At 69.6% G+C, this 17,213-nt stretch carries 18 protein-coding genes; 8 read left to right on the top strand and 10 right to left on the bottom strand.

Annotated features, from left to right (window positions below):
• Positions 1–11: 11 nt before the first annotated feature.
• The 3 genes from BO64_RS08925 to BO64_RS08915 all read right to left on the bottom strand — a co-directional run bounded on the left by BO64_RS08925 (position 12) and on the right by BO64_RS08915 (position 3,106).
• Positions 12–836, bottom strand: coding sequence for a transglycosylase SLT domain-containing protein (locus BO64_RS08925; RefSeq protein ID WP_496402946.1), 825 nt, complete (start codon positions 834–836; stop codon positions 12–14).
• 84 nt (positions 837–920) lie between these two features.
• The gene (locus BO64_RS08920; RefSeq protein ID WP_496402945.1) at positions 921–2,090 is read right to left on the bottom strand and encodes an acyl-CoA dehydrogenase family protein; all 1,170 of its coding nucleotides are present in this window, start codon (positions 2,088–2,090) and stop codon (positions 921–923) included.
• Positions 2,087–3,106, bottom strand: coding sequence for an NAD(P)/FAD-dependent oxidoreductase (locus BO64_RS08915; protein ID WP_496402944.1), 1,020 nt, complete (start codon positions 3,104–3,106; stop codon positions 2,087–2,089). Before BO64_RS08915 ends, BO64_RS08920 begins: the two co-directional genes overlap by 4 nt.
• A gap of 112 nt (positions 3,107–3,218) precedes the next feature.
• Between BO64_RS08915 and BO64_RS08910 the strand changes: the two genes are divergently transcribed.
• From BO64_RS08910 to BO64_RS08895, 4 genes are all read left to right on the top strand, one after another.
• Complete coding sequence (locus BO64_RS08910; RefSeq protein WP_496402943.1) at positions 3,219–3,767, top strand: hemerythrin domain-containing protein; 549 nt, start codon at positions 3,219–3,221, stop codon at positions 3,765–3,767.
• 5 nt (positions 3,768–3,772) lie between these two features.
• On the top strand, positions 3,773–4,303 hold the full coding sequence (locus tag BO64_RS08905) for a CinA family protein (RefSeq protein ID WP_496402942.1): 531 nt from the start codon (positions 3,773–3,775) through the stop codon (positions 4,301–4,303).
• 163 nt (positions 4,304–4,466) lie between these two features.
• Entirely contained in the window at positions 4,467–5,081 is a 615-nt protein-coding gene (locus tag BO64_RS08900; RefSeq protein ID WP_496402941.1) for a DUF6644 family protein, read from the top strand.
• Positions 5,078–5,902 carry a DUF6644 family protein gene (locus BO64_RS08895; RefSeq protein ID WP_496402940.1) on the top strand — a complete coding sequence of 275 codons (825 nt, stop codon included), beginning with the start codon at positions 5,078–5,080 and terminating at the stop codon, positions 5,900–5,902. Before BO64_RS08900 ends, BO64_RS08895 begins: the two co-directional genes overlap by 4 nt.
• 19 nt (positions 5,903–5,921) lie before the next feature.
• On the opposite strand, the gene BO64_RS08890 is transcribed toward BO64_RS08895, so the two are convergent.
• Positions 5,922–6,848 (bottom strand): LysR family transcriptional regulator, encoded by a 927-nt coding sequence (locus BO64_RS08890; RefSeq protein ID WP_496402939.1) that lies wholly within the window; start codon positions 6,846–6,848, stop codon positions 5,922–5,924.
• Positions 6,849–6,974: 126 nt separating this feature from the next.
• On the opposite strand from BO64_RS08890, the gene BO64_RS08885 reads away from it, so the two are divergent.
• Both BO64_RS08885 and BO64_RS08880 read left to right on the top strand, forming a co-directional pair.
• Complete coding sequence (locus BO64_RS08885; RefSeq protein WP_496402938.1) at positions 6,975–7,556, top strand: NADPH-dependent FMN reductase; 582 nt, start codon at positions 6,975–6,977, stop codon at positions 7,554–7,556.
• A gap of 5 nt (positions 7,557–7,561) precedes the next feature.
• A complete protein-coding gene (locus tag BO64_RS08880; protein ID WP_496402937.1) occupies positions 7,562–8,356 on the top strand; it encodes a DODA-type extradiol aromatic ring-opening family dioxygenase in 795 nt (264 codons plus the stop codon).
• 93 nt (positions 8,357–8,449) lie between these two features.
• On the opposite strand, the gene BO64_RS08875 is transcribed toward BO64_RS08880, so the two are convergent.
• The 3 genes from BO64_RS08875 to BO64_RS08865 all read right to left on the bottom strand — a co-directional run bounded on the left by BO64_RS08875 (position 8,450) and on the right by BO64_RS08865 (position 13,825).
• Positions 8,450–10,414 (bottom strand): ATP-binding protein, encoded by a 1,965-nt coding sequence (locus tag BO64_RS08875; RefSeq protein ID WP_496402936.1) that lies wholly within the window; start codon positions 10,412–10,414, stop codon positions 8,450–8,452.
• Between the two features lie 487 nt (positions 10,415–10,901).
• Positions 10,902–11,642 carry a TrmH family RNA methyltransferase gene (locus BO64_RS08870; protein ID WP_496402935.1) on the bottom strand — a complete coding sequence of 247 codons (741 nt, stop codon included), beginning with the start codon at positions 11,640–11,642 and terminating at the stop codon, positions 10,902–10,904.
• Positions 11,643–11,710: 68 nt separating this feature from the next.
• A complete protein-coding gene (locus BO64_RS08865; protein ID WP_496402934.1) occupies positions 11,711–13,825 on the bottom strand; it encodes a M13 family metallopeptidase in 2,115 nt (704 codons plus the stop codon).
• A gap of 149 nt (positions 13,826–13,974) precedes the next feature.
• On the opposite strand from BO64_RS08865, the gene BO64_RS08860 reads away from it, so the two are divergent.
• Entirely contained in the window at positions 13,975–14,409 is a 435-nt protein-coding gene (locus tag BO64_RS08860) for a hypothetical protein (protein ID WP_496402933.1), read from the top strand.
• Positions 14,410–14,412: 3 nt separating this feature from the next.
• Here the strand turns inward: BO64_RS08860 and BO64_RS08855 are convergent, their stop codons facing one another.
• A complete protein-coding gene (locus tag BO64_RS08855; protein WP_496402932.1) occupies positions 14,413–15,231 on the bottom strand; it encodes an acyl-CoA thioesterase in 819 nt (272 codons plus the stop codon).
• Positions 15,232–15,308: 77 nt separating this feature from the next.
• Here BO64_RS08855 and BO64_RS08850 point away from each other — a divergent pair, with 77 nt between their 5' ends.
• Complete coding sequence (locus BO64_RS08850) at positions 15,309–16,166, top strand: pirin family protein (RefSeq protein ID WP_496402931.1); 858 nt, start codon at positions 15,309–15,311, stop codon at positions 16,164–16,166.
• Here BO64_RS08850 and BO64_RS08845 read toward each other — a convergent pair.
• Positions 16,163–16,933: an SDR family NAD(P)-dependent oxidoreductase gene (locus BO64_RS08845; RefSeq protein WP_496402930.1), complete on the bottom strand. Its 771-nt coding sequence runs from the start codon at positions 16,931–16,933 to the stop codon at positions 16,163–16,165. The two genes, BO64_RS08850 and BO64_RS08845, sit on opposite strands and share 4 nt — an antisense overlap.
• A gap of 49 nt (positions 16,934–16,982) precedes the next feature.
• Complete coding sequence (locus BO64_RS08840) at positions 16,983–17,186, bottom strand: hypothetical protein (protein ID WP_496402929.1); 204 nt, start codon at positions 17,184–17,186, stop codon at positions 16,983–16,985.
• Between the last annotated feature and the right edge of the window lie 27 nt (positions 17,187–17,213).

Here is a 17,213-nt window from a genome sequence, read left to right as displayed (position 1 = left end):
AGGAGCACCCGTCAGGAGTCCTGGCGGCTGTCCGACAGGACCTTCAGCATCTCCGAGGTGAACAGGGAGCCGCTCAAGCGCGAGCCGACGCCCAGCTGATCGCTCGGCTGCGAGCCCTTGAGGATCAGCTGCACCAGGAGCTCCTCCTCGCGGAGGCGGGCGGCCCGCCGGGCCGAGGCGTATTCCACGAAGCCGCCCTCCTCGTCACCGGTGCGCCGGCCCGAGGTGGCGGCGCCGGCCCCGCCCGTGCGGGTGAGGTTGTCATAGACCTCGGCTACCGTGGCCGCTCGGCCATCCCGATAGAAGATCGAGCGATTGGCCTGGGCCGCCTCGGGGAACAGGGCCGCAGCCGAGGCGGCCGGCCGGGTCTGCACCGCCTCGATCAGTCGGGCCGAGCCCTGCGGCCCCAGGAAGTGGGCGGCATAGAGTTCACCGGCGGTGGGCGTCCGGCCCGTGCGGCCCTTCAGATAGGCGGCATGGTCTGAGGCCAGCTCCCCGGCCATCAGCGAGGCGGCCTGGGGATCGAGCCGCAGGTCCATCACCGCCCGGCGGGCCTCGGCGCCCTGCACCCGATAGCGGCCGTCCGTCCCTTGCGTGATCAGGTCGGCGTAGCGGGCGTAGCCGTACTTCGCCCCATGGGTCTTGAGCGTCCGCAGCCAGGTCTGCTCGACGAACTGGAACAGCCCCGCCGCCGAGGACGAAGACGCGCGCGCCGTCGGGTTGAAGCCGCTCTCCCGGTGGGCGGTCTTCATCAGGAAGCTGAAATCGACGCCGGTCGCCTTTGAGGCGCGATCGATCGCAGCCTCGACGATCCCGCGAATCCCCTGGACGGCCATGACATCCGGGGTGCGCCCCTCATGGTTAATGGGCCGCTAACCATGTCCCTGGAGGCCGAACCGGCCGCCCGGCGGGAGAGGCGCCTAGTAGCTCTTCGGCAGACCCAGGACGCGCTCGGCGATGAAGTTGAAGATCATCTCGCGGCTGACAGGGGCGATGCGCGGGATCATCGCCTCCCGGAAGTAGCGCTCGACGTCGTATTCCTTGGCGTAGCCCATGCCGCCGTGCGCCAGGACGGCCGCCTCGCAGGCGCGGAAACCCGCCTCTCCCGCGAGGTATTTGGCCGCATTGGCCTCGGCGCCGCACTCGCGCCCGGCGTCGTAGAGGGCGGCGGCCTTGAAGGCCATCAAGTTCGCCGCCTCCAGTTCGGCCCAGGACCGGGCCAGCGGATGGGCCACGCCCTGGTTCTGGCCGATGGGCCGCCCGAACACGACCCGCTCCCTGGCATAGGCCGCCCCCTTCTTCAGCGCGGCCCGGCCCAGGCCCACCGCCTCGGCGGCGATCAGCACGCGCTCGGGATTGAGCCCCTCCAAGAGATAGCGGAAGCCCTGCCCCTCCTCGCCCACCAGGGCGTCGGCCGGCACATGCAGGTCGTCGATGAAGACGGCGTTCGATTCCACCGCCTTGCGTCCCATCTTCGGGATCGGGGTGGCCTGGATCTTCGACCGGTCGAAGTCGACATAGAACAGGCTGATGCCTTCGGTGGGCTTGCGCGCCTCTTCCCGCGGCGTGGTCCGGGCGACGATCAGCATCTTGGTCGCCCGCTGGGCCATGGTGGTCCAGAGCTTGCGGCCCGAGATGACATAGCCGTCGCTGGTGCGCACCGCCCGGGTCGCGACACGCGTCGTATCGAGGCCCGCGTCCGGCTCGGTGACGCCGAAGCACATGCGGTCCTCGCCCGAGATGAGCCTGGGGATCAGCTTCCGCTTCTGCTCCTCGGTCCCGAACTTTGCGAGCGGCATGGGCCCGAAGATGTTCAGGTGCAGGGCGCTGGCGCCCGAGAAGCCCGCCCCGCTCTCCGCCACCGCCTGCATGGCGATGGCCGCCTCGGTCAGGCCAAGACCTGAGCCGCCCAGGTCCACCGGCATGGCCGCCCCAAGCCAGCCGGCCTTGGCCATCTCGGCCACGAATTCCTCGGGGAACGCTCCGGTCTCGTCAGTGCGGCGCCAGTAGTCAGCGTCGAACTTGGCGCAAAGGCGCAGCACGCCGTCGCGGATCGCCTGCTGTTCGTCGCTGAGCCAGAAGCCTGTCATGAAAACCGCCGGGGATCGAAGCCGGCGGCATAGGGCCCCGGGTCACCTCCCGTCACGCAAGCCCGGACCACCTGGGCCACGAGCGGCGCCAGTAGCCAGCCGTTGCGCCGGGCGCCGGCGGCCAGGATCACGCCGGGCTCGGCCCCGAAGCCGACGAGGGGCAGGCCGTCCGGGGTCGCAGCCCGCACGCCGGCGAACGCCTCGAACGGAGCCTCCGCCAGGCCCGGAAACAGGCGCGCCGCCACCGTTCGCAGGGGCTCCACCTTGGCCGGATCCACGGCGGCGTCGGCGACTCCGGCCTCCATGGTCGCACCGACGGTCATCAGCCCGCCCCCGGCCGCGGCATAGGCGCCCTGCCCGCGCACCGTCACGCCGTCGGCCCAGGGCGCCTCGGCGCGCAGGATGTGGCCCTTGATCGGCGACAGGACGGACAGTTCCGGCGCCAGCTGCGTGCGCCCGGCCCCGGTGGCGGCCACCAGCACGTCTGCATCGCCCCGTCCGGTCACCTCGACCTGGCGGAACACCACCCCCGCAGCCTCGGCGGCGCGGCGGAGGGCGGTCAGGGCCTGAACCGCCTCAACGCGCCAGTCTTCGCGCGTGAGCAGGGCCGCCGGCCAGGCGTCCGAGAGCCCCGGAGCCAGCGCCTGGGCTGTATTGGCCGGGATTGCCGCCGGATGCAGGCCGAGGGCCAGGAAGCCGACGGCGATGTTCTCGAGCCAGGACGCCTCGCCCACCGCCATGGCCCCGTCGCGACGCAGCATGACGCCGGAGCGCTCGGCGAGGGCCGGCCACAGGTCGCGGGCGGCGAGGAGCACCTGGAAATGCGGCCGGGCGGCCGCATCCAGCACCGCCTCGAACACGGGCGCGATCATGCCTGCCGCCACGCCTGAGGCGTTGGCCGCCGGTTCCGCCGGGTCGCACACCGTCACGGCGCACCCCGCATCGGCCAGGGCCAGGGCGCACGTGAGGCCCAGGGCCCCCGCTCCCGCGATCGTCACCTTCGGCTTTCGGCTCATGGGCCCTAACCACCCGGCCCGCCGCCGAAAATCAAGGCCGCGGCCCCCGGAACCTGCACTGTCGGCAGGGGTTCAGACGATTAGCCTCAACCTGATGCCCAGGGAGCCCCCCATGGCCACCGCGTCCCAGTCCGAATCCCGGAAGAAGAAGTCGTCCTCGCCGACCCGCTCGGGCGTCACCAAGACCGGCAAGGCGTCGATGCAGATCGACGACGCCGTCACCTCGCTGATGCGCGACCACCGCCGGGTCGAGGACCTGTTCAAGCAGTATGAGGCCGCCAAGGACGACGACGCGAAGAAGCAGCAGATTTTCCAGCAGATCAATCTGGAGCTGAAGGTTCACACCCAGATCGAGGAGGAGATCTTCTATCCCGCCTCGCGGGCCTATGTGGACGATCAGGAGACGGTCAACGAGGCCGTCGTCGAGCACCAGTCGGCCAAGGACCTCATGGCCCAGCTCGAGAGCATGGAGCCCTCCGACGACTACTACGACGCCAAGGTCAAGGTGCTGCAGGAGATGATCGAGCACCACGTCGAAGAGGAGGAACAGGAATACTTCCCCGAGTGCCGGCGCTCGGAAATGGACCTCAAGGCCATCGGTGAAGAGATGGACGCCCGCAAGCAGGAGCTGATGGGCGAACTGGGGATGCGGCCTCACTAGCCCTCATGGCCGAAGCCCTCGATCCTGCCGTCACGCCAGATATAGACCGCCTTGCCGAGCGCGTGCTTGGCGAGGCGTGCGACCGCAACCTGCGTCTGGCGGCGGCGGAAAGCTGCACCGGAGGCCTCCTGGCCTCCCTGCTCACCGACCTGCCAGGGCTGTCCCACGCCTTCGAGCGCGGCTTCGTCGTCTACACCCACGAGGCCAAGCACGAGATGCTCGGCGTGCCCTTGGCCGTCCTCGACAAGGACGGGACGGTGAGCGAACGGTGCGCCCGGGCGATGGCCGAGGGCGCCCTGGCCCATTCCAGGGCCGATGTGGCCATCGCCATCACCGGATTCGCCGAAGGCGGCCCCGGCCAGCCCGCTGGTCTCGTCCACTTCGCCTGCGCGCGCCATGGCAGCCCAACCCACCACCGCAAGGAAGCTTTCGGCGAGGTCGGCCGGGCCGAGGTGCGGCTGCGCGCGCTGAAGACCGCCCTCGAAATGCTCTGCGCCCAGGTCGCGCCGGAGCCCGTTTCGGACGCGGCTGACTGAACACCGATCACGAATCCGCCTAGCGTCCCGGCGTTTCCGAAGTTTGCGTGTTGCCAAGCGGCAGCAATTCCGCAATGGAGGGAACGCAAGTCTTCATTAGAAAGACTGGTATGTCGTTTAGCCGCCGAAGACGGGCGGCGGGCTCTGTAGGGGGGCGCCGAGGGTGCTGCGAGACTTCCTGGTCTGGCTCGCAACTGAGCCGGGTAAGGGCGAGGGCGAATATGCCCAGTCCTGGAGCGAGGCGCTGGCCTCCTCGCTCAACTTCTGGGGCCTGCTTGAAGGCACCCATGTCCTCACGCTGATGCTGTTCGCGGGCACCATCTTCCTGGTCGACCTGCGGCTGCTCGGCCTCGCCTTCAAGCGGACGCCGGTGTCGGTAGTGAGCGACCGGGTCCTGCCCCTGACGGTGTTCGGCTTCGTGCTGATGGTGCTGACGGGCGTCGCACTTTTTTACGCCAAGCCATTGGTTTATTACCACAATCTTTGGTTCCGCCTGAAGCTGATCTTCCTGGCGATCGCGCTCGTCAACATCATGATCTTCCACTGGCGGGTCCAGCGGAACCGGCATGAATGGGACACCCTCGCCCGCCCGCCGGCCAAGGCCCGGCTGTCGGCCACGCTCTCCCTCGTGTCGTGGCTGGCCGTGATCACCTTCGGCCGCTTCATCGCCTACGACTGGTACGAGTGCGGCAAGGCCCTGCCCCATTGGGCCAACGTCGCCCAGTCCTGCGCCACTTCCGACGTCGGCGCGATCGACATCGAGGAGAAGCTGCAATGAGCCTGGCTCCGCAGGATTTCCTGCCCGCCATCGGGCCCTGGGTGACCACCCTGGACGACGTGTGGCCGGGCGCGGCCGTGAAGCCCTACTTCGCCCACTGGGAGGTGCTGCACATCCTCTCCCTGGCCCTGCTGGGCGGGGCGAGCATCCTTCTGAACCTGCGCCTGATCGGCCCGGGCTTCCCCGAACAGTCCCCGGCCGAAATGCGCCGGGAGGTCTCGCCCTGGCTGCACCTGGGCGTCTTCGGGATCATCTTCACGGGCCTTCTGATCGGGGCCTCGAACCCAGACCGCCTCTACACCTCCGAGGCCTTCACCGCGAAGATGCTCGGCCTCGCCGCGGCCCTGATCCTCACCTATGGCGTGAGCCTGCCCCTGGCGGGCGGCCGCGGCGGCGCCGGCGTGCGCCTTATGGGCCTCCTGGGGATCGTGATCTGGGCGGCTTCGCTCTACGTCTTCGCGGCGGCGAAGCTGGTGAACCCCGGCCTCTGGCACGTGATTTCGGCGGCGGCGCTGATCGTACTGTTCGTCACCCGGGGCCCGACCCGGATGGTCTATCTGGCGGGCCTGATCGGCCTGATCGTGGTCCAGTTCGTGACCACCCACATCATCATCAAGCCCGACGACTATGCGGCGCTCGACCCGGCCAACAAGGCCTTCTTCTCGGTCTTTCTCGTGTGGATCCTCGGCGCCGCCGCCGTGCAGGTGGTCTCCACGGGCCGCGGCGAGACCGGCGGGCCGTTCGCCAAGGCCATGGCCTATGCCGCGATCCTGGTGTGGGTGACCACCGCCGCCGCCGGCCGCTGGATCGCCTTCGCCTGACGACGACGCCCCGCCCGGCTCAGGCCGCGGCGGGGTGATCGCCCCAGCCCTGGTGCCATTCCGGCTCGCCTGCGTAGCGCTCGGCCAGGAAGTCCACAAAACCGCGCACCTTGGCCGCCAGATGCCGGGCGTGCGGATAGACCGCGTGAATGTAGATCATCTCCGGCTCGTAGTGGCAGAGGATCGGCACGAGCCGCCCCGCCCTCAGGTCCTCGGCAGCCGCGAAGGCCGGGGTTCGCACCACCCCGAACCCGGCCCGGGCAGCGGCGACACAGGCGTCGGCGCCTCCGAACCGCAGCCGGCCGCGCACCCGCACGTCGTGGGGCTCCCCGTTCCGCTGGAACCGCCAGACCGTCGGGTCCTTCAGATTGGTGTCGAGAATGGCCTCGTGATTGCCGAGGTCCGCCAGGTCCTTGGGCGTCCCAGCCCGGGCCAGATATTCCGGTGAAGCGCAGGTCACCAGCCGCACCGCGGCCAGCTTGCGGGCCACCAGGGAAGAGTCCGACAGATGGCCGATGCGGATGGCCACGTCGAAGCCCTCCTCCACCAGGTTCACCATCCGGTCGCTGAACACCACGTCGAGGGACACGGAATGACACCTGGCCGCGAAGTCCAGCAGGGCCGTGGTAAGCTGATTGCCCCCGAACGACATGGGCGCCGAGACCTTCAGGAGGCCCGACGGGCCGCTCTGATCGCGCACGGTCGTCTCCAGGGCCACGAACTCGTCGAGCAGGTCCCGGGCGCGCTCCAGATAGGCCCGGCCTACATCGGTAAGCGAGACGTCGCGGGTGGTGCGGTTCAGTAGCCGCGCCTTCAGCCGGTTCTCCAGCCGGGCCACCAGCTTCGACGCCTGGGCCGACGACACCCCCAGCTTGCGCGCGCCCTGGGTGAAGCTCCGCGCATCAGCCACCGCGACAAAGGCGGCGATCTCATCCAGACGGTCCATCGGATTGCTTCCTTTCTGGAAATACAGTCCTCCAACCGCACCGGATTATCAACGCGTCAGTGAAGGACCACCTTCCGCTCACCCCGAACGACTCCGCTTCGGAAACCCTCGCGAAAGGACCCGTTCATGTCCCAAACCCGCACCGTCGCCGTGCTCGTCGGCTCCCTCCGCAAGGATTCGGTGAGCCGCAAGATCGCCAAGGCCCTGGCCGCCCTGACGCCTCACCTCAAGTTCGACATCGTCGAGATCGGCGACCTGCCGCACTACGACCAGGATCTCGAAACCGACGCCCCGCCCGAGTCCTGGACCCGCTTCCGCCAGGAGATCGCCGCCCATGACGCGGTGCTGTTCGTCACCCCCGAGTACAATCGTTCGCTGCCCGGCGTGCTGAAGAACGCCATCGATGTGGGCTCGCGTCCGTGGGGCGCCAGCATCTGGAACGGCAAGCCCGGCGCGGTGATCAGCGTCTCCCCGGGGGCCATCGGCGGCTTCGGCGCCAACCACCACCTTCGCCAGGCCATGGCCGTGCTGAACGTGCCGCTGCTCGGCCAGGAAGCCTATATCGGCAACGCCTTCTCGCTGTTCGACGACAACGGCGAGCTGAACGAGAGCACCGCCGACTTCCTCAAGGGCTTCGGCGCGGCGTTCACCGCCTGGATCGAGCGGCTGCTGGCCGACGTTCCGAGCGCCGCCAGGGTGGCGGCCTGACGGCCATGCGCCTCCCGGCGTTCTACATCCCCCACGGCGCGGGTCCCTGCTTCTTCATGGAGTGGACCCGCGGCCCGGCGGACACCTGGGCGCGAACGGAAGCCTTCCTCCGCGGCCTCGTCGACGGCCTGCCCGAACGGCCGTCCGCCATCCTGGTCGTGTCGGGACACTGGGAGGCGCCCGTCTTCACCGTGGGGTCGGGCGCAGCCCCGGGGCTGATCTTCGACTACTACGGCTTCCCCGAGCACACCTACGCCCTCACCTTCCCTGCGCCGGGCTCTCCGGCTCTGGCGGGGCGGGTGCGCGAGTTGCTGGCGGGCGCCGGCATCGCCTCAACCGAGGACGCCGAGCGCGGCTTCGACCACGGCGTCTTCGTGCCGCTGCTGCTGATGACGCCTGAGGCCGACATCCCGGTGGTGCAGCTCTCCCTCAAGGCGACGCTGGACCCGGCCGAGCATCTGGCCGCCGGCCGCGCCCTGGCGCCTCTGCGCGACGAGGGCGTGCTGATCGTGGGCTCGGGGATGAGCTGGCACAACATGCGCGGCTTCTCGCCCGCCTACACCGCCGCCTCGGCCGAATTCGACGCCTGGCTGGCGGAGGCGGTGAAGGATCCCGCCGCCCTGGCCCGGTGGGCGCAGGCTCCGAACGGGCGCCTCGCTCACCCACGGGAGGAGCATTTGGCCCCGATCTTCGTCGCCGCCGGAGCCGCCGACGGCGAACCAGCCCGCGCGGTCTTCCGCGACACCGTCATGGACGTGGTGGTGTCCGCCTTCCAGTTCGGCGAGCCCCAGGCCGCCTGACGCCCCCCCCCAGCGAGGGACCCGGAGGCCCTCGTTCCCCCACGGCGCGCACACCCGCCGAGAGGGCCTCCGGACGTCGCTTCCCTCGCTTGGCTACGCCGCGGCCGCCCGCGCCGCCCCGCCCTTCTCCAGGGCCGTCTGCAAGACCTCGTAGAGCCTGGCCGCCTCGATAGGCTTGGCCACATAGCCGTCCATGCCCGCCGCCATGTACTCGGCCACCTGGTGGCTCATGGCGTTGGCGGTGAGCGCCACGATGGGCGTACGGCGCCGCCGGGTCGCCACCTCGCGCGTGCGGATCAGAGCCGTCGCCGTGGGGCCGTCCATCACCGGCATCTGGATGTCCATCAGGATCACGTCCCAGTCCGCGCGCTCCCAGGCCGCCACCGCCTCGCGCCCGTCCGGCACGATCACCGGATCGACGCCCACCTGGGCGAGCAGGGTCCGCAGCACGAGCTGGTTCATGCCGTTGTCCTCGGCGGCCAGAACCCGCACCGGCCGTTCGGCGTCCGTCTCCTGCGGCGCCGGCGGCGCCGGCTTGGGCGGAGCCTTCCGCCGGGCGACCTTCTGCAGCGGCAGGCGCACGGTGAACGTCGCCCCGTGACCGCGGGTGCTGCTGGCCGAGATCTCGCCGCCCATCAGCTCTGTCAGCTCCCGGCAGATGGCCAGGCCCAGGCCCGTGCCGCCGAACCGTCGGGTCGTGGAGGCGTCGGCCTGCTCGAACTTGCGGAACAGGTTGGCCAGCTGGTCGGGGGCGATGCCGATGCCGGTATCGGCCACCTCGAAGACCAAGGCCCCGCCCTTGCGCGCCACGCGCACCTTCACCCTGCCGCGGTCGGTGAACTTCAGGGCGTTGGAGACCAGGTTCCACAGCACCTGCCGCACCCGCACGGGATCGCCGTGATAGACCCCGCGCGCGCCGCGTTCGAACGACAGCTCGAACGACAGTCCCTTGTTCTGGGCCACCGCCGCGAAGGTGGCGTGCACTGCCCGGGCAAGGTCCGCGAGATCGAACTCGGCGTCCTCAAGCTCGAGCTTGCCCGCTTCGATCTTGGACAGGTCCAGTACGTCGTTGAGGATCGCAAGCAGGCTCTCGCCCGACTGGTGGATCACCTCCAGCCGCTCGCGCTGGGTCGGAGTGAGTTCGTCGGCGCCCATGGCCTGGGCCATGCCGAGGACGCCGTTCAGCGGCGTGCGGATCTCATGGCTCATGGTGGCCAGGAAGGCGCTCTTGGCGCGGTTGGCCGCCTCGGCCTCCTCCTTGGCGCGGATCAGCGCCCGCTCCTGAGCCTTGCGTTCGGTGACGTTCTGCAGCGCGCCCAGCAAGCGCCGGGGCCGGCCGGTCTCGTCGGTGATGAGGCGGGCGGTGCCGGCGACCCAGACCTCCTGCCCGTCGGTGCGGGCCACCCGGTATTCCGGATAGAACGGCGCGCCGTCCGCGGCGTGCCGGTTCCAGGCCTCTTGCACGGCCTCGCGGTCCTTGGGGTGCACCACCTTCCAGATATCGCGCTCGAGGCCTTCGTAGGTGTTGGTCACCTCGAAGAAGCTGTCCTCCGCCCCGACCTTCACCAGCTCCCTGCGGAGATAGTCCATCTCGAAGACATGGATGTCGGCGATCTGCAGGGCCAGCTTGAGCCGCTCCTCGGAACGCTCGGTGCGCTCCAGGGCCTCGACCATGGCCGTGATGTCGTACGAGCACATGATCATGCCGCCCACATCGCCGTCCGGCCCCCGCCACGGCGTCACCTCCACCCGGACCCATTCGGTGCGGCCGTCGGCGGCCGGCAGCGGGTGGCGCTCGACGTTGTAGCTCGAGCCCGTCTCCACGGCCCGGGTCAGGTGCTCTCTGGACGGTTCGAAGATGTCGGGACGCAGGTCGTAAAGGCTCTCGCCGATCACCTTCTGGTCGACGAGGCCTCGCGCCGCGATCCAGGGCGGGCTGGCGTACAGCACCCGCATCTCGCGATCGGTAAGCACCACCGAGACCGGCAACGCGTCGATGATCGAGTCCAGCCGACGCTCGAAGATGTGGCGGGCCTCGTTGGCGTGGACCCGCACCATTCGTCGGCCACGAAGTCGGCCAGATCCTGGAGCCGGGCGGCAAGTCGGCGGTCATAGGCGCGAGGCTCAAGGCCGGCCACCCAGATCGCGCCGGGCGTCGTCCCGTCCTCAAGCCGGATCGGCGCGCCGGCGAAGAACCGGACGAAGGGCGCCGTGGCCACCGTCTCCGCGTCCCGGAACCTGGGATCGGCGGCGCAGTCGGCCACCCACAGGAGTTCCCCGGTCCGCGTGATCTCACGGATGGCCGGCGCATCGCCCGTCACGTCGTGCCGGGCCGCACGGCTACGCCAGACCTGCGCGCTGTCCAGCAGCGTCACCTGGGCTTCGACGGAACCGAAGAGGCTGCGGGCAAGGCGCGTGGCTCGGTCGAACACGGCCGCGGACTGCTCCAGTCCGGCCGGCTGTCCCGCGGCGCTGGGCGCCTTGCGATCCATGTCTTCCCCCCGGGACGAATGCGCCCCCGAGCATCGATGGTTACATACCGGGGTTAAGTGGAAATTGAGATTGCCCGGCCTCGAGCCAGGTGGTGCAGCACGATGCCGCTGGTGGTGGCGACGTTCAGGCTGTCGAAGCCTCCCGCCATGGCGATGCGAACCGTCCGGGTCCTCGCCAGCACCTCGTCAGGCAGTCCGGGCCCTTCCGCCCCGAACAGCACCGCGGCGCGCGCCGGGGGCGGCAGGTCGGCCAGTTCCGCCTCGCCGCGCGGACTGAGGGCCAACACGTCCAGTCCGGCCCCAGCCAGGGCCCCGACCAGGTCGGCGCCGCGCGGCAGACGGGCGAAGGGCACGGTCAGCGCCGCTCCCACGCTGACGCGGATGGCCTTGCGGTAGAGCGGATCGCAACAGTCGGCGTCCATCAGCACCGCGTCGGCCCCGAAGGCGGCGGCGTTGCGGAAGATGCCGCCCATGTTGTCGTGGTTGGCGATGGCCGACAGGCCCACCACCAGCGCCCGCGGCGGCAGGCCGGCCAGCAAGGCGCCCGCCTCCCGTTCAGGGCGGCGCCCCACAGCGAGGATGCCACGGTGGATGGGAAAGCCCACGATGGCGTCCATCACCGCCTGGCTCGCGGCGTACACCGGCGCGCCGGGGGCGAGCTGACCGGTCAGGTCGGCGAGGCTTTCCAGCCTGTGCTCGGCCACCAGCAGCGAGACGAGACGGTCCGGGATCGCCCGCACCGCCTTCTCCAGCACCACCCGCCCCTCGGCGATGAACAGGCCGTCGCGGCCCACGAGATCGCGCTCGCGGACTGCGCGGTAGGCCTCGATCCGAGGGTCCTCCGGATCTGAGATCGGGACGACTACCAGATCTTCACCCGGTCTGCGGGGGCCAGATAGAGCTTCTGGCCGGGTTGGACGTTGAAGGCGTCGTACCACGGGTCCTGGTTGCGGACCGTGAGCGCCCGCCACTGGCCTGGCGAATGGACGCCAGTGATGACCGCCCGGCGCAGCGCCGCCTCGCGATACTTCGCCCGATAGATTTGCGCCCAGCCGAGGAAAAAGCGCTGGTCGGCCGACACGCCATCGATGGTCGGCCCCTCGGCGCCGCCAAGCGAAAGGCGATAGGCGTCATAGGCCGCCGCCAGCCCCGCCACATCGGCGATGTTCTCGCCCAGCACCTGCTCGCCGCGCAGGTTCAGGCCCGGCAGAGCCTCATAGGCGCTGTATTGGTCGGCCAGCTTCCTGGTCTCGGCGCGGAAGCGCTCGAGGTCCTCGGGCTTCCACCAGTTGCGCAGGTTGCCCTCAGCGTCGAACTGCGAGCCCAGATCGTCGAAGCCATGACTGATCTCGTGGCCGATGACGCCGCCGATGGCCCCGTAGTTCAGGGCGGGGTCGGCGTTCGGGTCGAAGAACGGCGCCTCCAGAATCCCTGCGGGGAAGATGATCGAGTTCTGGGACGGCGCGAACAGCGCGTTCACCAGATGGGGGACCATGAACCACTCGTCCCGGTCCACGGGCTTGCCCAGCTTGGCGCGGTTGCGGCGGTACTCGAAGAGCTCCGCCCGATACTGGTTGCCATAGGCGTCGCCGCGCACCACCTCCAGTTCCGAATAGTCACGCCAGGTGTTGGGATAGCCCACCGAGACCCGGAAGTTGGCGAGCTTCTTCTTCGCCTGGGCCTTGGTCTCCGGCGTCATCCATTCGATGCGGTCGATGCGCTGGCCGAAGGCCTTCAGCACATTATCCGCCATCTGCTGCACCTGAGCCTTGGCCTCGGGCGTGAAGTGCTTCTCCACATAGAGCTTGCCCACGGCCTCGCCGAGGGCGGCGGAGGTGTAGTCCACGCCACGCTTCCAGCGCTCGCGCTGCTGGGGCTGGCCGGTCAGGGCCTGGCCGTTGAAGGCGAAATGCTCGTCCACGAAGGCCATGGACAGGAACGGCGCCGCCCGCTCCAGGGCGCGGAAGGCCAAGTAGTCACGCCAGGCCTGGATTGGCTGACCGCCCACCAGCTTGGCGATGCCGGTGATGGCGGTGTCCTGCCAGGCGCCGAAGCGCGGCTGGTCGGCGAGGCCCGCGGCGGTGAGGAAGGCGTTCCAGTCGAGCCCCGGCGCCTTCCTGGCGAGTTCGGCCCGGGTCCAGACCGTGTTGGCCTTCTGGACGTTGGCGGTGTCGTCCACAGTCCAGTGGGTGCGGGCGATGGCCGTCTCCAGCCGCACCACGCGCTTGGCACGGGCCTCGGCCTGATCGTAGCCGGCCAGCCGGAACATGGCGGCGATATGGGCCTCGTACTGCGTTCGCAGCTCGCGGAACCGCTCGCCGTCGCTGAGGTAGTATTCCCGATCGGGCATGCCGAGCCCGCCCTGCATGAGGTAGGGCCGGTACTTGGTGGTGTCGTCCAGGTCTTCGGCGACCCAGAGCCCAAGCAGCCGGTCGGTGTAGAAGTCGGTGGCGTTCAGCGCGTCCACATCAGCCCGCAGGGTTGAGCCCAGCTCACGGGCAAGGTCGGCCCGGGTGCGGATGGCGTAGATGCGGTCAAGCTCGGGCTTCACGGGCTGCACGCCCAGCTGCTCGATGCGGGCCTCGTCCATGAAGCTCGCGAAATAGTCGCCGATCTTGCGGGCCTCCGAACCCTCGGGGGCCTTGGCGGCGGCCTCCTCGATGATCGCCCGGGTGCGGGCGGCGGCCGTCTCGGCGATGCCGGCGAAGCTGGTGATGTTGGAGCGGTCGGCCGGGATTTCCGTGCGGTCGAACCATTTGCCGTTGGCGTAGCGGAAGAAGTCGTCGCCGGGGGCGACCGACGGGTCCATGCCGCTGGCGTCGAAGCCGAACGCGCCGAGCGTCGCCTTGGGCCGGGCCGGTTCAGGCCCCGGGGCGGGTGCGGCCTCCGCGGCGGGAGGCGGCGTCGGCGCGGTGGCGCAGGCCGAGATCAGGGCGGCGGCCGAGGCGGCCGCGAGCCAGGTCGGACGAAACTTCATGGCGAATATCTCTCCGAGGCGCGGGCCGGACCCGCGCGCCTTGCCGCGGTTCTTACACCCTGGGCGAGCATGGGAAAGCGTTACACCTTTGTCATTTGCCTGGACCACGCGACGCAGGGCGCCATGCCGCTTTCTGATGCGGAGGAACCATGGACCAGCGGGCTGCGATCGGCGCGGTGATCGATGAGATGTACGACATGATCTCGGGGCCCGCGGGGCCACGGGATGGGTCGCGACAGCGGAAGGTGTTCCACCCGGAGGCCCGCCAGATGCGCACCGGCGTGGACGGCCAGGGCGCGCCCTCGATCCGCATCATGTCGCCGGCAGAGTACGAAGCCGATGTCACCCCCTTCTTCGCCGCCAACCCGTTCTATGAGGTGGAGATCGCCCGGCGCATCGACGTGCTGGGGAACATGGCCCACGTCTGGAGCCTCTACGAAGCCCGCACCTCCCCCGACGACCCCAAGCCCGAGCGGCGCGGGATCAACTCGATCCAGCTCTACAACGACCCGGAGCGTGGCTGGACCATCATGTCGATGATCTGGGACAACGAACGGCCCGGCGTCGCGGCCGAGCTGTTCTGAGCCTCAGGCTTTCGGCGCGGGTTCGCGAATCCGTACGATCAGCGACTGGCTGGCGGTGGCCATCAGTTCGCCGTCCTGGCTGAACAGGTACATGGCTCCATGGGCGAAGCCGCCATGGACGCCGTGGATGCGGATGTCGCACAGCACCCAGTCCGTGGGCACGATCCGGCGGATGCGCAGGGTGTTGTCCAGGCTGTTGCCCCCCGCATTGGCCCCCAGCGCATTGCCGACTCCGGACGGGACGAAGTCTGCCATCACCGCCAGCATGGGCGCGTCGATGGCGATGGGCTCCCGCGGACGGATCCAGAGCAGCGCCCGCCCGTCCGGCTCGGGATGGCCGATGCGATCGTTGCCGTAGCGGCCCTTGGCGATCCGCACCTCGATCCGGCTGTGCAGCCCCGGTCCCCGCCCGCGCCAGTGTTCGGCCAAGTCGCAATCCTCAGGACGGGGCGCGTGCGGGGCCTCAAGCCATTGCTGCGACAGGTCGCTGGGGCGCGAGCCCAGGGCGGCGTTGACCGTGAAGATCTCCCGGTCGCCCACGTGGCCCACCACGCGGGCCTGGCTGTTGTACTTGCCGGTCACCGGCGCACGGACGTCCAGGTCCACCACGCTCGGCGGCTGGGCGTAGGACAGGTACTGCGCCGTGGCCCACACCAGGGGACGGCCGGTGGTGCGCTCCAGCGCGGCTATGGCGGACGCGAGGCCCACGCCCCCGAACATGAACATCTTCCCCGGCGGGCCGACGCACACATCCTCGGAAAGCGGCACGTACCAACGATGCGGGTTGTGGGTGCCGCGCAGGTCAAAGAAAAGCTTGTCCATCACTGTTCTGAAAAGCGTGCGGCGGCGGGCTCCGCAAGCCCCGGCGCGCGGTTATATGCTCGACAAGGAGGACCGCCGTGACCGCCAAGATCGTAATCGCCCAGCATCCCGCCCACCGCGACGACATCGGCGACCTCGTCACCCGCCGCCCGCTTCCGGGTCCGCGCGTGGCGCAGGTGGACCCGTTCCTGTTCCTCAATCACCACGGCCCGCAGGTCTATCCGCCGAACAACCGCGGCCTTCCGTTTGGTCCGCACCCGCATCGCGGTTTCGAGACGGTCACCTTCATCCTGGAAGGCGAGCTGGCGCATCGGGATTCCGCCGGCCACGAGAGCATCATCCGGGCGGGCGGCGTGCAGTGGATGACGGCGGGCTCCGGCCTCATCCACGCCGAAGTCTCGCCTGAAAGCTTCCTGCGCGCCGGCGGCCCCCTGGAAATCCTCCAGCTCTGGGTGAACCTGCCCGCCCGTCTAAAGATGACGCCGCCGAAGTATGTGGGGGTGCAGGCGGACGCCATTCCGGTGCTTCCCGCCGGCGAGGCTGGCCAGGTCCGGCTGATCTCTGGAAGCTGGGGCGGCGCCACGGGGCCGATCAATTCCCTGACCGACGTCTTCATGACGGTCATCGACCTGGAGGCCGGCGGCCGGGTCGGCTTCGGCTCCCTCTCCGGACGCAGCGTCTTCCTCTACGTCGTGAAAGGCGAGGTGCGGGTGAACGGCGCCGTGGTCTCCGAATGGCGCCTGGTGGAGCTCGACCTGCCGGGCGACACGGTGGAAATCTCCGCCCACGGCGCGGCCCAGCTGGTCTTCGGCCATGCCCAGCCCATCGGCGAGCCGGTGGTCGCCCATGGCCCCTTCGTGATGAACACCCGCGAAGAGATCGTGGAGGCGATCCGCGACTATCAGGCGGGGCTCTTCGACAATGTCAGCGCCTAGAAGTTCACCCGCGCCGAGATCGCCCCGTCCACCACGAGATTGGTCCCGGTGGTGAAGGCCGAACGGGGGCTGGCCAGGAACACCGCCGCGGAGGCGATCTCCTCGGCCGTGGCCATGCGACCGGTGGGGTTGCGCTTGATCATCTGCTCGAACAGGCCCGGCATGCCGTCACGCACCTGGGCCCACACCCCGCCCTCGAACAGCACCGTCCCTGGCGAGACCACGTTGCATCGCACGCCCTTCGGGGCGCCTTCGCGCGCCACGCCCTTGGCGTAATGGATCAAGGCCGCCTTGATCGCCCCGTAGGAAGACGGCCCGGCGGCCTCGGCGGCCGAGATAGAGGAAATCAGGATGAAGGCGGCGTCACCGCTCGCCGCGGCGGCCTTCTCGAGGTGCGGCTTGGCCGCCTCATAGCTGCGGACCGCGCCCATCAGGTCGATATCGACCATGGCCCGCCAGTCGTCTTCCGACACGCCCTGCACCAGGGCGCTCGCGTTGGAAATCAGAATGTCCAGCCCGCCCAGAGCGCTCGCAGCCGCGTCCACGAAGCCCTGCAGGGCCGCCTTGTCGGCGATATCCACGGCCCGTCCGAACGCGCGCACGCCTTTGGCTTCGAGCGCCGCCACCGCTTCCGCCACCTGATCGGCATTGCGCGCGCAAACCGCCACATTGGCGCCTTCGTCGGCCAGGGTCTCGGCGATCGCCCGGCCTATGCCACGCGATCCGCCCGTCACCACCGCCGACTTGCCTTTGAGCTTCAGGTCCATGTGCGCCTCCCTATGACGGCGCGACCCTGCCAGCGTCCGGCGGATAAGGCTACCCTACGGCCGATCGGGGCGCGGCGTCCTGCGGCTCGGCGGCCCGGGCGATCACGCGGATGATGCAGGCCGCCGCCGCGGCGCGGCTCGGAGCCGCCCCCTGCTCGACCGGGCGCCCCTCGCGATCGTAGGCCGTCCAGGACCACCCAGCCGCGGTTTCCAGGACTTTGAACCCGTAACCGGGACGACGTGCGGCTCGCATGGTCTTGGACTCTTTCCTGATACGCAT

The sequence above is a fragment of the Phenylobacterium composti DSM 19425 genome (assembly GCF_059568645.1).
The sequence above is the reverse complement of the archived record's forward strand: the minus strand, read 5'-3'. Positions and strand labels throughout refer to the sequence as shown.

What these genes read in the sequence shown, in the direction of transcription:
- BO64_RS08925 (WP_496402946.1), bottom strand. Translation starts at nt 836, where the DNA reads ATGGCCGTCCAGGGGATTCGCGGGATCGTCGAGGCTGCGATCGATCGC.
- BO64_RS08920 (WP_496402945.1), bottom strand. Translation starts at nt 2,090, where the DNA reads ATGACAGGCTTCTGGCTCAGCGACGAACAGCAGGCGATCCGCGACGGC.
- BO64_RS08915 (WP_496402944.1), bottom strand. Translation starts at nt 3,106, where the DNA reads ATGAGCCGAAAGCCGAAGGTGACGATCGCGGGAGCGGGGGCCCTGGGC.
- BO64_RS08910 (WP_496402943.1), top strand. Translation starts at nt 3,219, where the DNA reads ATGGCCACCGCGTCCCAGTCCGAATCCCGGAAGAAGAAGTCGTCCTCG.
- BO64_RS08905 (WP_496402942.1), top strand. Translation starts at nt 3,773, where the DNA reads ATGGCCGAAGCCCTCGATCCTGCCGTCACGCCAGATATAGACCGCCTT.
- BO64_RS08895 (WP_496402940.1), top strand. Translation starts at nt 5,078, where the DNA reads ATGAGCCTGGCTCCGCAGGATTTCCTGCCCGCCATCGGGCCCTGGGTG.
- BO64_RS08890 (WP_496402939.1), bottom strand. Translation starts at nt 6,848, where the DNA reads ATGGACCGTCTGGATGAGATCGCCGCCTTTGTCGCGGTGGCTGATGCG.
- BO64_RS08885 (WP_496402938.1), top strand. Translation starts at nt 6,975, where the DNA reads ATGTCCCAAACCCGCACCGTCGCCGTGCTCGTCGGCTCCCTCCGCAAG.
- BO64_RS08880 (WP_496402937.1), top strand. Translation starts at nt 7,562, where the DNA reads ATGCGCCTCCCGGCGTTCTACATCCCCCACGGCGCGGGTCCCTGCTTC.
- BO64_RS08875 (WP_496402936.1), bottom strand. Translation starts at nt 10,414, where the DNA reads ATGGTGCGGGTCCACGCCAACGAGGCCCGCCACATCTTCGAGCGTCGG.
- BO64_RS08865 (WP_496402934.1), bottom strand. Translation starts at nt 13,825, where the DNA reads ATGAAGTTTCGTCCGACCTGGCTCGCGGCCGCCTCGGCCGCCGCCCTG.
- BO64_RS08860 (WP_496402933.1), top strand. Translation starts at nt 13,975, where the DNA reads ATGGACCAGCGGGCTGCGATCGGCGCGGTGATCGATGAGATGTACGAC.
- BO64_RS08855 (WP_496402932.1), bottom strand. Translation starts at nt 15,231, where the DNA reads ATGGACAAGCTTTTCTTTGACCTGCGCGGCACCCACAACCCGCATCGT.
- BO64_RS08845 (WP_496402930.1), bottom strand. Translation starts at nt 16,933, where the DNA reads ATGGACCTGAAGCTCAAAGGCAAGTCGGCGGTGGTGACGGGCGGATCG.
- BO64_RS08840 (WP_496402929.1), bottom strand. Translation starts at nt 17,186, where the DNA reads ATGCGAGCCGCACGTCGTCCCGGTTACGGGTTCAAAGTCCTGGAAACC.